Source organism: Legionella impletisoli (assembly GCF_900639875.1).
GTDB lineage: Bacteria > Pseudomonadota > Gammaproteobacteria > Legionellales > Legionellaceae > Legionella_A > Legionella_A impletisoli.
In genome coordinates, this window is the sequence record NZ_CAAAIA010000002.1 from 102,182 (window position 1) to 116,031 (window position 13,850).

A 13,850-nucleotide genomic window follows, 5' to 3' on the forward strand; every position below is an offset into this window, starting at 1 on the left:
TACGCTGTTTTATTTTCAATTCCATAATTTATGGTTAGAGCCTTGTTGACAATTCATCGCACGGCCTACGCCCTCGACTTTTTCTTGGTGTCTTTAGATTCCCCGGACAAGCCGGGGAACGTAGGACAGCCGGACAAGCCGGGGAACGTAGGCGGCCGCACAAGCCTTGGAACATAAGACAGGTCGTGGATTGCAACCGAATTGCCAACAGATCCTAATCTAAGCGAGATTCAGTTCGAAAGATTTGTCTACTGTGATATGTTTCTTTTTAAAATGATGAATCCGTTGAAAAGATTCTTCAACCCGTGACCGCTGCACTTCTCCGCTTTCCACTAGCGCTTCAATGCAATCAATCACTTCAGGTGCATTAATTTGTCCAAGTTGGTTTCCAAAAATCAACATGTCCGCTCCCGCATTAATGGTTCGCGCTAGAGCCTCAGAAAGTTGATAATGATTGCTAATCGCATGCATTTGCAAATCATCACTGATGATAATGCCTTCATATTGCAATTTGTTGCGCAATAATCCTGTTAAAATAGGATAAGATAACGTAGCCGGCAAGCCTGTATTATCCAAATGATGATTTACCACGTGCGCCGTCATTACCATAATCGGAGCATTACGTTCTTTTAATAAGACCTCATAAGGAATCAATTCTTTTGAATCAAACGTGTCCGTTACATCCACAAACCCTTCGTGAGTATCACCAAGAGCACTGCCATGACCTGGAAAATGCTTATAACAGCATACAATATCATGCTCTTTGAATGCTTTTACAAATTGATTAGCAGCACGTATCACCTCGATGGGATCATTCGAAAAACTTCGCCCCCGCTTACCTATAATTCCGACTTGATCGTTTAGATTTAAATCAACAACTGGGGCAAAATTAAGATTAAATCCTAATGATTTTAAGGTATGAGCCATGATTCGAGCTTCTTGCAACAAAGCATCATCCGAAAGTTTTGCCTGCATGACGGGTGGAATGGTTTGTACACAATCGTCGATGTATTTTAGACGATCAATATCGCCCCCTTCATAATCTAATGCAATAAATAAAGGTAAACATTCTTTATCATCGTTCGCTTGTAACGAGTACTTATAAAGCTTTTCATTAAGCGATTTAATTTGAGTTTTATTCTTAAGGTTTTTACCAAATTGCTGGTTAGGAAAATCATAATCAAACAGCAAAACGCCACCAATCGCATCACGCTGAATCCATTCTGTAACTGGGCTATGTTCATCAACATCATATCCTGCAAATCCCATAATGAGCATTTGGCCAATCATTTTTCTTATTGTAGTCACACAACACTCCTAGTGTAGGTTTATTGTTGTTGGGATGGCGTACATTATTGCGGAGGTACTGGTGGAATTGTTGAAAAATCACACTTGCAATTTGAACCAGCCTGAGGTGGCAGGGGCACTTCAGCAAAATCTTTTGGAAAACAGAGGTTTATATTCCAGGCGGTTTCACTGGCAGTAATCTTCTCGGGCAAAAACCAAAAACGAGCACCTTCATATTGCTTTCCAGCATCTTCCTGCCAAAATGCGGGATTAAACTCTGCTACAAATCTTAATTCTTCCTTAGGCTGACATTCAAATTTCTGCCTTTCCCAAAAAGTCCCCTCTGGCACAATAATAGTAGCCAGCGTTTTATTATCATTCATTACGGACTGTACAGTTACCGTGACATTATAATCTCCCCAGCAACTATCTTTTGCTAAAGTAATAAAACAAGGAAATGATAAAGCAGGGGAAGATAAGCCTATTAAACAGAACAATGCAGCAATTCGACTCATAACGCTTTTCTCTAAAGTGATTTTTATAATTATAATCTATTTATAATGACTTATCCTAATGGCTTTATTCTTGATCTAACACTTAGGTTTTGTTGAAGATGACCCAATGGGATTGATTTTTTTAATCAATCAGTATAATCTTGCGGCTTCGGAGAGGTGGCCGAGCGGTCGAAGGCGCACGCCTGGAAAGTGTGTATACGGAAACGTATCGAGGGTTCGAATCCCTCTCTCTCCGCCAAATGTTCTAAAAGGTCTCTTATCATACCTACCCTCCCCCAGCCTTTCTCTTCTGCAAATTACCTGCACTAGCCGTTGTAATGAGGAAGAACAATTCGCTCGATAAAATCCTTCACAATTTTATTAGAATACGGCGTCTCGTGAATAGCTGTATCAATAATCTCTTGAAGAGATTCATTATTATCTAAATAGCGCATTTGATAGCGTGTTATTCGAGTAATCAAATCCTTCGTATCCACTTCAGGATGAAACTGAAAACAATAAATCGGTTTATCGATAAATTTAACGATGTGATAAGGGCACCGCTCGCTAGAAGCCAAAAGAATGCAATTTGAAGGAATTTTATTAGCTCGTTCTTTATGGCCCGATACAGCCCAAAACGATTCGGGATAATCGTATAAGAGGGGATCATCTTTTACTTCTGAGTGTAAATTTATAGAGTAAATGCCCATTTCCATGTTTTCTTTATCTAGTATGACTTTACCCCCAAGCTCTTCCATCGCAATCTGGAAACCAAAACATGACGCAAGCACTGGGATATTGTTATCGTAACAATAACGAATCAACGCTTTGCAATGCGGAACAAACAAATAGTCTTCTACGTTTAAAACACTAGCATCACTTGAACCGCCGACAAATAAAACATCATAATCATCCATAATGGATGGAGGAAAATGAATCGTTTTAAACGTATTTAATTTTGTAAATTGCTCTTCATGAAGCTGGCTAAACTGCACAAATTCATAAAACTCTTCGAGCATGGTTTCTTCATCTTCACGAATTTGAAGCAACAATATTTTAAGTTGATGTTTTTCTTTCATATTTTTGCCTGAACACCAAGGCCATTGAGACCGTAAGAAGAAAAATCTGTAACAACGTCAGTGCTTGTCATAGAATGGAATAGACTTAGGCCTTGATTCTAAGCAGATTTAGTTCTGTGAAGCAAGCATAGAATTATGCTAGCATAGTTTGTTTGTAAAATAATTTAATGTTCTAATAAGCATGATCGGAGTGGCAACACTTATATATACCCATTCCACCTGAAGATACTGGTTTTTTCAGGTAAAATGGGTATAGGCAAATTTGAACCTTATTTTATCTACTTGTATGAGTATTACACCCTGATCCGAACACCATTCTAATCGTTCATTTTTTGCAAAATTAATGCAAAAATAGATAGACAAATAATAAAATTATCATACAATTCGCGCACCATATTATTTAACCTTTTCTGAGGGGTCAGTGGCGAAGAAAAAACCGATTAACGCATTGCCAGTCAATGATGGCGACTTTCGTCGAGCCTTAAAAACTCGACACGTTCAGCTTATTGCTTTAGGCGGCATTATTGGCTCAGGGTATTTCCTCGGAACAGGTGAAATGGTTCACCAAGTGGGGCCTGCTGTTTTTCTTGCTTACATTCTTGGCGGCTTAATTATTTATTTAACCATGCTGTGTATGGGTGAATTAGCCGTTGCTATCCCGATTTCAGGCTCGTTTATTCATTATACAGCAGATTTTATCTCCCCTGCACTGGCTTGTGGCGTAGGTTGGTCGTATTGGCTGAGCTGGATTGCTTATATTCCCGCAGAGTGCGTGGCCGGTGGAATCATTATGGAGCATTTTACTGGGATTAATGGCTATGTGTGGGCTGTTGGGTTTGGTCTATTAATTACCTATATTAACTTAGCCAAAGTAGGAACCTTTGGTGAAATTGAGTTTTGGCTTGCGATTATAAAAATTTTAGCGTTATTTGGCTTCGTCGCCTTATCCGTGTTTATTTTTTTTGGTGTAATTCATGGTCCTCGACCAGAGAATATCCTCTGGGGCAAATATATCTTTGACCAAGGAGGGCTTTTCCCCAATGGCCCTATGGCGTTTTTAACGGCAATGGTGCTGCTTTTGGTGAATTATCAAGGTTCCGAGATCATCGGTCTTGCAGCAGGCGAATCGATTGATCCTGGCCGCATGATTCCAAGTGCTATTCGCAATGTAACCTTTCGAATTATTTTTATTTACATCATTCCCGTATTTTGCCTTGTTTTAATTTTTCCTTGGCAAAAGGCGAGTTTAGCCAATTCTGTATTTGCTGAAGCACTTAATTTTTACGGACTTAAATGGGCTGGAGCTGCCACAAGTTTTGTTACCATGACCGCTGCCTTATCGTGCTCTAATTCAGGAGTCTATGGTATCGTTCGTTCCATGCACGCACTAGCTCAAAGCGGAATGGCCCCTAGAAAATTAGCAAAGCTCAATCGTAATGCAGTGCCTCAAAATGCAGGTATTGTCACACTGGCTGCGATTTGGCTATTGCTTTTAGCCGGTTATTTCTTTGGTCAATCCATGCTTTACATCGCCCTGTTACTCGTTTCAGGTTTTACTGGTGCTATTGCTTGGATTTCCTTATGTTGGGCGCAAATAAATTTCCGAAGACGGCTCATCAAAGCAGGCTATAGTGCAAACGACCTGCATTATAAAACCCCCTGGTCGCCCTATACTGGGATTTTGGCAATTATCTTAATGGTCATTTGTTTGGTATTTCTTGCTCTGGATAAAGACCCTACCTACAAAATTGCTTTTACCATCGGCGTATTAGGTCTTGTTCTGCCTACGATTATTTATAAAGTTGCAGGTTTAGATAAAAAGCGCAAAGCACTAGCCGATAAGCGAATCGATTTTGACGATCTGTTTCCCTCAAAAGCCTCCTCATCGAGCAACTCGAATTCCGATTATCAACCGGTAAATAATTAATCCTCTAGAAATTTTTTTTGAAGGTCGATATGGTAGATAGTCGTATGTAATATAGGCGAATTGGAAGGAATGAAATTTTTTTCTTAAATGGGGTTGTCACTATCGATAAATTCATGGCTAAGCTCAAATTCCTGGCTAAGATGCTCGCCTAAAGCCTGTATTCCAAAGCGCTCACTCGCATGATGACCGCATGCCAAGTAGTGAATTCCTAATTCCTTTGCTAAATAATACGTTCGTTCTGAAACCTCGCCACTGAGGTAGGCATCCACTCCAAGAGCAACCGCTTCATCAATATAATCTTGGGCGGCACCAGAACACCAGGCAATCTGTTGAATGGGTTTATCTGAAGCGTGGATCACGAAAGGGGTTTGATTTAATTTATGCGTGATCAATTGCGTTAGTTTCTGAATGGATAAAGACTCTTTCAGAGTGCCAGACCACAATAGATCAGGCGTTTTATTAATTTTGTGGCTTTGAATAGATCCGACCTCTAAGCGTTTTGCTAAACAAGCATTGTTACCCAGTGTAGCATGGCAATCCAGAGGTAAGTGGTAGGCGAAAAGATTTAATTCAGAAGCTAAAAGCAGTCCCAATCTTCTTTTCTTAATGCCCTTAACCGTTGGATCTTCACCTCGCCAAAAGTAACCATGGTGCACTAAAAGAGCATCTGCGTTTTTTGCAATGGCCTCCTCAATAGCTTTTTCAGAGGCCGTTACAGCAGTGCAAATTTTATGAATGGTGTCTTTCCCTTCCACTTGTAACCCATTGGGCGCATAATCCTGGAAACTGGCACAGGATAAAAACTCATCAAGATACTGAGAAAGGTTTGAACGTTTAATCACTGGATGAACACCGTTTAATATCCGCCCCAAGCATGGATAGCTTTTCTTCAATACGCTCATATCCGCGATCAACATGATAAATACGTTCGACCCGAGTCTCACCTTCAGCAATTAATCCTGCCAAGATCAAACTCGCAGAAGCTCTTAAGTCGGTCGCCATGACTGGAGCACCGGTTAAATGTTCCACCCCATTAATCATAGCGGTATTCCCATGTAAGCGAATTTGAGCGCCCATCCGTTGTAATTCTTGTACATGCATGAAGCGATTTTCAAAGATTGTCTCTACAATGGTAGAAGAACCATCCGCAACCGTATCTAACACCATAAATTGGGCTTGCATATCAGTTGGAAATGCAGGATACGGCGCTGTCGCTATATTCACCGGCTGTGGACGAAGTCCGTGCATATCCAATTGCACCCAATCTTCGCCTAATGTAATGGCAGCGCCTGCTTCTTCAAATTTACAAAGCATGGATAATAAATTATCCGGTTTCACCTTACGAACGGTGACCTTGCCACGAGTCACAGCACCTGCAGCAAGGTATGTTCCTGCTTCAATACGATCAGGCATAACCGAATAACTTCCCCCTCCTAGAGCCTCTACGCCTTCAATTTCAATGGTAGATGTGCCTGCTCCTGAGATTTTAGCCCCCATAAGCGTTAGAAAATTAGCCAAATCAACCACTTCGGGTTCACGGGCCGCATTTTTAATAATCGTTTTACCCTCAGCAAGCGTTGCTGCCATCATCAGGTTTTCTGTTCCGCCTACTGTTACGGTATCAAAAACCAATGTTTTACCTTGCAAGCGCCCGTGTTTACATCGTGCTTTAATAAAGCCATTTCTAACTGAAATATCAGCACCCATACTTTTAAGTGCTTTGAGATGCAAATCGACCGGCCGGGTTCCTATTGCGCATCCACCTGGCAAAGACACATCTGCCTTGCCAAATCGAGCTAATAAAGGACCTAACACTAAAATTGAGGCACGCATGGTTTTAACCAGCTCATAGGGCGCAACCATTTCATTGATATGGCTGGCATCCACTTGAACATTCATTTTTTCATCAATGGTCAACTGCGCTCCTAATTGGCCCAGAAGTTCCATCATGGTGGTCACATCTTTCAAGTGCGGCACGTTAGAAATGGTTACGTTATCATTTGCTAAAATTGTTCCCGCCATAATTGGTAAGGCGGCGTTTTTTGCTCCAGAAATAATCACTTCACCATTTAAGGGGTGGCCACCATTAATGATCAACTTATCCATGTTGTTTCTCCCATTCATCCTTTGTCCAGGTCGTCATGCTTAAAGCATGCAGACTTCCGCTTGTGATATAGTCCTTTAATAAAGCATACACCCACTGCTGTCTTGCAACCTTTGATTTTCCAACAAATGCGTCTGAAACAACGGTTAATTTATAGTGATACCCATCCCCTTCAACCGTCACAAAGTCTACTTCATTATTTGAACGAAGATACTGTTCAATTTGTTCATTACTTATCATTTAAAACCACTTCCACACCACAAAATTCAGCCAAAGCATAAATTGCCTGCGAGGCCCCAGAAATTTCTAACTTTTTTTTATATTGTTTTGACAAGCGTTTGGCCTCAATAAGCAAGGCTAGTCCTGCACTGTCACATTGTGTTACCTGACCCAAATCGAGCTTCAAATTATTTGTTTTTGAACGAGTAAGTAGCAGAACGAGTTGTTTAAGGTTACTTTGCACCGTATTAAAGGTTAGCTCACCTGTTAAACTCAACGTTTCTACCATGATTAACTCGCCTTCGTTTTTTTCATTTGTGCAATTAACTCAGCCATGTTTGAATTTTGCAACACTTGACCAAACTGAGAACGAAAACTTTGCAGTAAGCTTACACCCTCAACACTTAAATCATAAATCTTCCATTGCCCATTTTTCGTTACCAAGCTATAGCTTAAAGGAATATTTGGACCAGAACTTCGCACAATGACACTATTTACACGCACAAATCGGCCATTGATTGGACCGCGTAAGGGAAGAAATTTAACTTTTTCGTCAGAATATTCTGCAAGTGGAGTCGCATACGTACGGATAACCAGTTGCGTAAATTCCCGTATAAATTGTTGTTTCTCAGCACTTGTGGCTTTATTCCAAGCCTGGCGTCCTAAAACCGATCTTGACATGCCGGTTACATCTACAATCGGCAATAAATATTGCCTAACCGCAGTATGAATCACTTGCGGATTATTTTTTAGGCTGGCACGATTTTCCTTTAAAGTATTGGTGATCTTATTTGCAGCTCCCTCCAACATAGGAATTGGAGAGCTTTCTGCCATTACAATCTGTGATAACACTAGAGTCACTAAAATCAAGAATGCTTTTATTGTTTTCATGCTTATCCCCTCTCCAACAAATCACGATGATATCCATCTCCTGGATTCTCTGTTATTCTACTTTTTAATATTAAATAATAATTGTCCGATTAAATTTTCTAGAATGATTGCTTGCTGAGTTCTAGCGATTACATCACCATCCTGTAGATAAGGATGTGACCGGTCCTCATCATCTTCAAAACCCGGAACGATGCTAATGTAATTCGATCCAAGTAAACCTTCCGTCAAAATCCGTGCCGAGGTGTCATCGTAAGGTATAGGCTTATCTCGTCGTAATGCCATCGTCACCTTAGCATTCAGCTGCTCTGGCTGAAGCTCGATTTTCGTTACCTCGCCTATTTTAACACCAGCAACCGTCACAGGAGCTCGTACTTTAAGCCCTCCAATATCACTAAAATCGGCCGTTACTTCATAAACCTTAGACGAATTGAAATCCGACATGCCACTGACTTTTAATACCATAATTAATAAAGCCAGTGCGCCCAATAACATAAAAAGACCTACAGAGATGTCAATAAATCGCTGCTTATTCATTTACCAGCCTCCAATCATCATCGCCGTCAATAAGAAATCAAACCCCAATACCGCCAGCGATGAATAAACCACAGTCCTTGTTGTCGCTTGACTGATCCCCTCTGCCGTTGGAACACAGGAAAACCCCTGGAACACCGATATCCATATCACCAAAAATGCAAACACAATGCTTTTAATTATGCCGCTTAAGACATCTAAATGAAAACTCACTGCAGATTGCATATTCGACCAGAAACTACCCGAATCCACGCCCAACCAATCCACACCAATAAAATAGCCACCATACACAGCCACTGCTGAAAAAATTAAGGTTAAAATAGGTAGCGCGATTAAGCCAGCCAGAAACCTCGGATAAATAATACGCCCTAATGGATCCACTCCCATCATATCCATGCTGTCAAGTTGCTCAGTGGCTTTCATCAATCCGATTTCTGCAGTTAAAGCAGATCCTGCTCGCCCAGCAAACAATAAGGCACTAATAACAGGCCCAAGCTCTCTCACAATGCTTAAAGCCAATAATTGACCTAATTGACTGTCAGCGCCGAACTTTTCGAGGGTATTATAACCCTGCAAGCCCACTACTCCACCAATAAATAACCCAGAAACGATGATAATTAAACAGGACAACACGCCAATATAATATAATTGGGCCCGCAATGAAGGCCAAAGGCGCAAAATATCTGGCTTTCGAAATAAAACGCGCAACAAAAACACACCTGAACTCCCCACCATTTGGAAAGTTGAAAGGCTCATGTGACCAAAGCGGGCAATTCGGTCAAGCATCAAGTAACTCCTCAGTATAAGGACGTGCTGGATAATGAAACGGTACCACTCCATCCGCTTGCCCATGCATGAATTGATGGACATGTGGATCAGATGACGCTTGCAATTCTAAAGGCGTACCTTGACCGATTACTTTCCCTTCAGCAATCAAATAGACATAATCTGCAATGGAGCAAGTTTCATTCACATCGTGAGAAACAATCATGGTCGTAGTATTTAACAATTGGTTTAAACGCTTAATCAAGCGCACCAGCACCCCCATGGCAATTGGATCTTGACCTGTGAATGGCTCATCATACATCATGAGCAGAGGATCAAGAACAATGGTTCTAGCTAATGCGACTCTTCTTGCCATACCTCCAGATAACATATTCGGCATAAAATTCGCCGTCCCACGAAGTCCTACTGCCTCTAGTTTCATTAATACAATATCACGTAACATGGCTTCGCTAAGATTGGTGTGTTCTCTTAACGGGAAAGCGACGTTATCAAAGACTGAGAGATGCGTAAACAAAGCGCTACTTTGGAAAAGTAAGCCCATTTTTTTTCGAATTGCATAAAGCGCTTTACGAGACAATTGATGGATATTACACCCATCAACAATGACTTCCCCAGAACTGGGTGATAGCAAACCACCAATCAATCGAAGTAGCGTGGTTTTTCCACTTCCACTCGGTCCCATAATCGCTGTAATTTTTCCGCGTTGAACAGCAATATCCACGCCATTGAAAATGACACGCTGATTTCGGGAAAATGATAAGTCTTTGATTTCAACGAAATTATCCGTCATGGAATTGTTCCAATAATGAATCTCACCAAACCACAAAAAATTGAACGCGCACCGTATGGTTCTCTGCCCGTAATCTTTCAAAATGCGATCTTTTAGACGCATTTATTTTTTTCCGGCTCAATTTTAAAAAACGAGTAATGGCGATTCCATTGCGAGTTTTTTAAAATTGAGCAGAAAGAAAAAGGAACAGTATAAAACTCGCATTTTGAAGGATTACGGGTATATTATATACCCTTATTCTAAGTTTTTGCGAGAAAGGGTCGTTCTTAGATTAAAAAATAGTAAAAATGTACAGACTTAATTGTGAAAACTCCTGCTTTGAACGTTCAAGCAAGATAGATCCTCAGATATCAAAAGAATGACTCAAAACAACCCGAAATTTATTGCAATCAATTTTATGCTGCCTTCATGATGTGTTAAGATAGGATTCTTCTTTTTAAATTTTTCGCCTATGAACTTTTGCAAACTTGGGCTCGCGGTGATAGAAACCGAGGCACATGCGGTTTTTGAGTTAACTCAGCGCATTGATGAGCATTTTGAAAGAGCATGTAAAATCATGCTGGCTTGTCCAGGGCGTGTAGTGGTTACCGGGATGGGGAAATCTGGACACATTGGCAATAAAATTGCCGCCACCTTGGCCAGTACGGGTACACCGTCGTTTTTCATGCATCCTGGAGAGGCCAGTCATGGCGATCTGGGCATGATTACTCGCAAAGATGTTGTAATTGCCATTTCAAACTCCGGCAACACGGCAGAAATTGTTTTATTATTACCTCTTTTAAAGCGACTTGAAGTGCCATTGATCGTATTAAGTGGCAATCCAGATTCCGTCTTAGCAAAAGCCGCCGATGTTTCACTTGATTTGTCGATTAAAGCAGAAGCTTGTCCATTAGGATTAGCACCAACTACCAGTACTACAGTCGCCTTAGTCATGGGCGATGCCCTAGCCATTGCATTACTTCAAGCACGAGGATTTACGTCAGAAGATTTTGCTCTATCGCATCCGGCTGGGACACTCGGTAAACGATTATTACTGCGAGTCGATGAAATGAGTCATAAAGAAGACCAGTTACCCATCGTCTTCGAAAAAGCAACGGTGGCTGAAGCATTAATTGAAGTCACAGCGAAAAAGTTAGGCATGACGTGTGTCGTCGATGAGCATGGATATCTTACTGGTGTCTATACGGATGGGGATGTTCGACGAACACTCACTAAGCAGTTAGATATCAATACTACACGACTCCATGAGGTGATGACTCGCTCGTGTCGAACCATATCACCTAATTTTTTGGCCGCAGAAGCTTTAGCTTTGATGCAAAAATATAGTATTACGTCTCTTGTGATTGTTCGAGAAGACAACCGCCCTTATGGGGTTATTCATTTACATGATTTATTAAAAGCCGGTGTGTATTAGATGAACGAATTAATTAATAAAGCGAAACACATAAAATGTCTTATTTGTGATGTAGACGGCGTACTGACTGATGGTAGGTTGTATGTCGATAATCATGGTAATGAATTAAAAGCCTTTCACGTACAAGATGGAATGGGCTTAAAACTACTGATGGCGGCAGGCATACATGTGGCAGTCATAACCACTTCTCGTAATGCAGTCATTGATCATCGTATGGAACAATTGGGCATTCAACATTATTTCAAAGGACAAGTTGAAAAACAAAAATCATTTAAACTACTAAAAGAAACGTTAAATCTTAGTAACGAAGCCTGTGCCTATATAGGAGATGATCTGCCCGATTTACCCATTATTCAGCAAGTTGGATTTGGAGTCGCTGTAGCGAATGCCGTTCGTCAGGTTAAAGAATTTGCAATCTGGCATACCCAAGCCGAAGGTGGTCATGGGGCGGTTAGAGAAGTCTGTGATTTTATTTTAACAGCGCAAAACAAACATGAGGAAGCCCTGCAAGGATACTTTAATTCATGAACGCAGGTAAGCAGGCCGCTTGGTTATTTGCCGTGCTCATCGGCCTTGCTTTTTCAAGCTGGTATTTTGCAAGCTCAGCGCCCGTTAAAAAATTGGATGAAAATACGTTATCGAACACGGTTGATACCATTATCCAGGACCTAACATTAAGCCAATATAATGAAGAGGGAAAACGAATCAATTTTCTGAAAACACCCCTAATGCATCATATACCCAAAGACAATAAGCATTGGTTGAAAACTCCTTATATTGTCGTGACACAGGAAAATCAAACACCGTGGGAAATTAAAGCACTTGAAGCCACTTCACTCTACGGCGGCGACAAAATTACCTTAAGTAAGCATGTCGTACTTCATCAAGCTTCGAGTGAGAAAACTCCCGAAAGTACACTGAAAACAGAAGAAATTATCTATTTTCCTAAGAAGAAACTCGCAACAACTAAAAAAAGCGTGACGTTTGAGCAACCTGGGAACATCGTTCAATCTGAAGGCATGAAAGCCTACCTTGCCGAAAAACGAGTCAAATTATTAGGAAACGCGAGAGGTAAATATGAGCCAAAACATGGCTAAGCATGTTATTTGTATTTGTGCAGTGTTCCTCAGCCTATTCATTTCCTGCATTAGTTTTGCTCTACCGGATGATCGTGAAAAGACCTTGTATTTACGAGCGAATAAAGCAGACATCAACCAAGCAACGCATAAAGGGATCTACACCGGAGATGTAGAACTTGATCAAGGAAGCTCTCACTTAAGAGCAGCTTTTGCAATAACGCAAGGGAACGAAAGTAACCAACTCATCAAAGCCTTTGCTAAAGGAGATACGCATGCTCAAGCTCATTTTTGGTGTCTGACAGCCCACAATAAACCGGTTTTACATGCATATGCTGATAAAATATATTACTATCCTAATAAGCACATCATTGAGCTTGTAGGAAATGCAAAGGTGTCGCAAGGTGAGAATACCTTTCAAGCGCCCACAATTCTTTATAACGTTGAACAACAACACGTCATCACGAAACGTTCAGGCAATCAACGAACCAGCATTACGATTTACCCCGAGAAAAAATCATGAGTAAACTAGTTGCCCAACACTTAAAAAAATCCTTCAAAAATAGAACGGTTGTTAATGGAGTCAGCGTTGAGATTTCCCATGGGGAATGTGTGGGTTTACTAGGACCCAATGGCGCGGGGAAAACAACCTGTTTTTATATGATTGTTGGCCTGCAATCCTGCGATGAAGGTCATATTTTTTTAGATGGTCAAGACATTACCGAAACCGCTATGCACCAACGGGCTCGATTGGGCATCGGTTATCTTCCTCAAGAAGCATCCATTTTTCGCAAATTGACGGTTTCAGAAAACATTATGTCTATTTTACAGCTTCGAAAGGAGCTCAATGATAAACAGCGCAAAGAAAAACTCGATCAACTCATGCAGGAATTTCACATCAACCACCTGGCAAAAAATTTAGGCATGAGTTTATCTGGTGGTGAAAGAAGACGAGTTGAAATTGCTCGCGCTTTAGCTATTGAGCCTTCGTTTATCTTACTGGACGAACCTTTTGCTGGAGTGGATCCCATTTCAGTGCTGGATATTAAAAAAATTATTCAACATTTACGTGATAAAAATATTGGTATATTAATTACGGATCACAACGTTCGAGAAACATTAGACATCTGCGAGCGCGCCTACATTGTATCCCAAGGAAGCATCTTATGCGAAGGTTCTCCCCAAAGCATTTTATCAAACCAGCAAGTACGCGCTGTGTATCTGGGTGAGGAATTTTCGTTGTAAACAGGCT

17 protein-coding genes and 1 tRNA gene are annotated in these 13,850 nt (G+C 40.9%); 7 read left to right on the forward strand and 11 right to left on the reverse strand.

Annotated features, from left to right (window positions below):
* Positions 1-219 precede the first annotated feature (219 nt).
* Both E1O41_RS02705 and E1O41_RS02710 read right to left on the reverse strand, forming a co-directional pair.
* On the reverse strand, positions 220-1,308 hold the full coding sequence (locus tag E1O41_RS02705) for a glycoside hydrolase family 3 protein (RefSeq protein ID WP_131775783.1): 1,089 nt from the start codon (positions 1,306-1,308) through the stop codon (positions 220-222).
* Positions 1,309-1,352: 44 nt separating this feature from the next.
* Positions 1,353-1,802: a hypothetical protein gene (locus E1O41_RS02710; RefSeq protein ID WP_229669317.1), complete on the reverse strand. Its 450-nt coding sequence runs from the start codon at positions 1,800-1,802 to the stop codon at positions 1,353-1,355.
* A gap of 150 nt (positions 1,803-1,952) precedes the next feature.
* On the opposite strand from E1O41_RS02710, the gene E1O41_RS02715 reads away from it, so the two are divergent.
* Positions 1,953-2,040 (forward strand) — tRNA-Ser (locus E1O41_RS02715).
* A gap of 67 nt (positions 2,041-2,107) precedes the next feature.
* On the opposite strand, the gene E1O41_RS02720 is transcribed toward E1O41_RS02715, so the two are convergent.
* On the reverse strand, positions 2,108-2,860 hold the full coding sequence (locus E1O41_RS02720; protein ID WP_131775785.1) for a type 1 glutamine amidotransferase: 753 nt from the start codon (positions 2,858-2,860) through the stop codon (positions 2,108-2,110).
* Between the two features lie 421 nt (positions 2,861-3,281).
* Here E1O41_RS02720 and E1O41_RS02725 point away from each other — a divergent pair, with 421 nt between their 5' ends.
* Positions 3,282-4,787: an amino acid permease gene (locus E1O41_RS02725; protein ID WP_131775786.1), complete on the forward strand. Its 1,506-nt coding sequence runs from the start codon at positions 3,282-3,284 to the stop codon at positions 4,785-4,787.
* An 83-nt stretch (positions 4,788-4,870) separates the two neighbouring features.
* Here the strand turns inward: E1O41_RS02725 and E1O41_RS02730 are convergent, their stop codons facing one another.
* The 8 genes from E1O41_RS02730 to E1O41_RS02765 are packed head-to-tail and all read right to left on the reverse strand — an operon-like array spanning position 4,871 to position 10,108.
* Positions 4,871-5,629 carry a Nif3-like dinuclear metal center hexameric protein gene (locus tag E1O41_RS02730; protein WP_131775787.1) on the reverse strand — a complete coding sequence of 253 codons (759 nt, stop codon included), beginning with the start codon at positions 5,627-5,629 and terminating at the stop codon, positions 4,871-4,873.
* Positions 5,622-6,893 carry a UDP-N-acetylglucosamine 1-carboxyvinyltransferase gene (gene murA, locus E1O41_RS02735; protein ID WP_131775788.1) on the reverse strand — a complete coding sequence of 424 codons (1,272 nt, stop codon included), beginning with the start codon at positions 6,891-6,893 and terminating at the stop codon, positions 5,622-5,624. The genes E1O41_RS02730 and murA overlap by 8 nt, the downstream gene beginning before the upstream one ends.
* Positions 6,886-7,131 carry a BolA family protein gene (locus tag E1O41_RS02740; protein ID WP_131775789.1) on the reverse strand — a complete coding sequence of 82 codons (246 nt, stop codon included), beginning with the start codon at positions 7,129-7,131 and terminating at the stop codon, positions 6,886-6,888. Before E1O41_RS02740 ends, murA begins: the two co-directional genes overlap by 8 nt.
* Positions 7,121-7,399 carry an STAS domain-containing protein gene (locus tag E1O41_RS02745; protein WP_131775790.1) on the reverse strand — a complete coding sequence of 93 codons (279 nt, stop codon included), beginning with the start codon at positions 7,397-7,399 and terminating at the stop codon, positions 7,121-7,123. The genes E1O41_RS02740 and E1O41_RS02745 overlap by 11 nt, the downstream gene beginning before the upstream one ends.
* A 2-nt stretch (positions 7,400-7,401) precedes the next feature.
* Complete coding sequence (locus tag E1O41_RS02750) at positions 7,402-8,001, reverse strand: Tgt2/MlaC family protein (RefSeq protein WP_131775791.1); 600 nt, start codon at positions 7,999-8,001, stop codon at positions 7,402-7,404.
* Between the two features lie 57 nt (positions 8,002-8,058).
* Positions 8,059-8,535 (reverse strand): outer membrane lipid asymmetry maintenance protein MlaD, encoded by a 477-nt coding sequence (gene mlaD / locus E1O41_RS02755; RefSeq protein ID WP_131775792.1) that lies wholly within the window; start codon positions 8,533-8,535, stop codon positions 8,059-8,061.
* Positions 8,536-9,318, reverse strand: a complete 783-nt coding sequence (mlaE, locus tag E1O41_RS02760; RefSeq protein WP_131775793.1) for a lipid asymmetry maintenance ABC transporter permease subunit MlaE — start codon at positions 9,316-9,318, stop codon at positions 8,536-8,538. It abuts the gene before it with no gap.
* The gene (locus E1O41_RS02765; RefSeq protein ID WP_131775794.1) at positions 9,311-10,108 is read right to left on the reverse strand and encodes an ABC transporter ATP-binding protein; all 798 of its coding nucleotides are present in this window, start codon (positions 10,106-10,108) and stop codon (positions 9,311-9,313) included. The genes mlaE and E1O41_RS02765 overlap by 8 nt, the downstream gene beginning before the upstream one ends.
* Before the next feature lie 451 nt (positions 10,109-10,559).
* Between E1O41_RS02765 and E1O41_RS02770 the strand changes: the two genes are divergently transcribed.
* Genes E1O41_RS02770 through lptB form a run of 5 tightly spaced genes read left to right on the forward strand, consistent with a single transcriptional unit; the run spans position 10,560 to position 13,843 of the window.
* Positions 10,560-11,522 (forward strand): KpsF/GutQ family sugar-phosphate isomerase, encoded by a 963-nt coding sequence (locus E1O41_RS02770; RefSeq protein WP_131775795.1) that lies wholly within the window; start codon positions 10,560-10,562, stop codon positions 11,520-11,522.
* Complete coding sequence (locus E1O41_RS02775; RefSeq protein WP_131775796.1) at positions 11,523-12,050, forward strand: KdsC family phosphatase; 528 nt, start codon at positions 11,523-11,525, stop codon at positions 12,048-12,050.
* Positions 12,047-12,619, forward strand: a complete 573-nt coding sequence (lptC, locus tag E1O41_RS02780; protein WP_131775797.1) for an LPS export ABC transporter periplasmic protein LptC — start codon at positions 12,047-12,049, stop codon at positions 12,617-12,619. Before E1O41_RS02775 ends, lptC begins: the two co-directional genes overlap by 4 nt.
* On the forward strand, positions 12,612-13,121 hold the full coding sequence (gene lptA, locus E1O41_RS02785; RefSeq protein ID WP_131775798.1) for a lipopolysaccharide transport periplasmic protein LptA: 510 nt from the start codon (positions 12,612-12,614) through the stop codon (positions 13,119-13,121). Before lptC ends, lptA begins: the two co-directional genes overlap by 8 nt.
* Complete coding sequence (gene lptB / locus E1O41_RS02790; protein WP_131775799.1) at positions 13,118-13,843, forward strand: LPS export ABC transporter ATP-binding protein; 726 nt, start codon at positions 13,118-13,120, stop codon at positions 13,841-13,843. The genes lptA and lptB overlap by 4 nt, the downstream gene beginning before the upstream one ends.
* The last annotated feature ends 7 nt before the right edge of the window (positions 13,844-13,850 follow it).

Bases quoted from the DNA above. Each gene is read 5' to 3' on its own strand.
- E1O41_RS02770 (WP_131775795.1), top strand. From the start codon at position 10,560: ATGAACTTTTGCAAACTTGGGCTCGCGGTGATAGAAACCGAGGCACAT.
- E1O41_RS02720 (WP_131775785.1), bottom strand. From the start codon at position 2,860: ATGAAAGAAAAACATCAACTTAAAATATTGTTGCTTCAAATTCGTGAA.
- lptA (WP_131775798.1), top strand. From the start codon at position 12,612: ATGGCTAAGCATGTTATTTGTATTTGTGCAGTGTTCCTCAGCCTATTC.
- mlaD (WP_131775792.1), bottom strand. From the start codon at position 8,535: ATGAATAAGCAGCGATTTATTGACATCTCTGTAGGTCTTTTTATGTTA.
- E1O41_RS02765 (WP_131775794.1), bottom strand. From the start codon at position 10,108: ATGACGGATAATTTCGTTGAAATCAAAGACTTATCATTTTCCCGAAAT.
- E1O41_RS02750 (WP_131775791.1), bottom strand. From the start codon at position 8,001: ATGAAAACAATAAAAGCATTCTTGATTTTAGTGACTCTAGTGTTATCA.
- E1O41_RS02775 (WP_131775796.1), top strand. From the start codon at position 11,523: ATGAACGAATTAATTAATAAAGCGAAACACATAAAATGTCTTATTTGT.
- E1O41_RS02710 (WP_229669317.1), bottom strand. From the start codon at position 1,802: ATGAGTCGAATTGCTGCATTGTTCTGTTTAATAGGCTTATCTTCCCCT.
- mlaE (WP_131775793.1), bottom strand. From the start codon at position 9,318: ATGCTTGACCGAATTGCCCGCTTTGGTCACATGAGCCTTTCAACTTTC.
- E1O41_RS02740 (WP_131775789.1), bottom strand. From the start codon at position 7,131: ATGATAAGTAATGAACAAATTGAACAGTATCTTCGTTCAAATAATGAA.
- lptC (WP_131775797.1), top strand. From the start codon at position 12,047: ATGAACGCAGGTAAGCAGGCCGCTTGGTTATTTGCCGTGCTCATCGGC.
- lptB (WP_131775799.1), top strand. From the start codon at position 13,118: ATGAGTAAACTAGTTGCCCAACACTTAAAAAAATCCTTCAAAAATAGA.
- murA (WP_131775788.1), bottom strand. From the start codon at position 6,893: ATGGATAAGTTGATCATTAATGGTGGCCACCCCTTAAATGGTGAAGTG.
- E1O41_RS02745 (WP_131775790.1), bottom strand. From the start codon at position 7,399: ATGGTAGAAACGTTGAGTTTAACAGGTGAGCTAACCTTTAATACGGTG.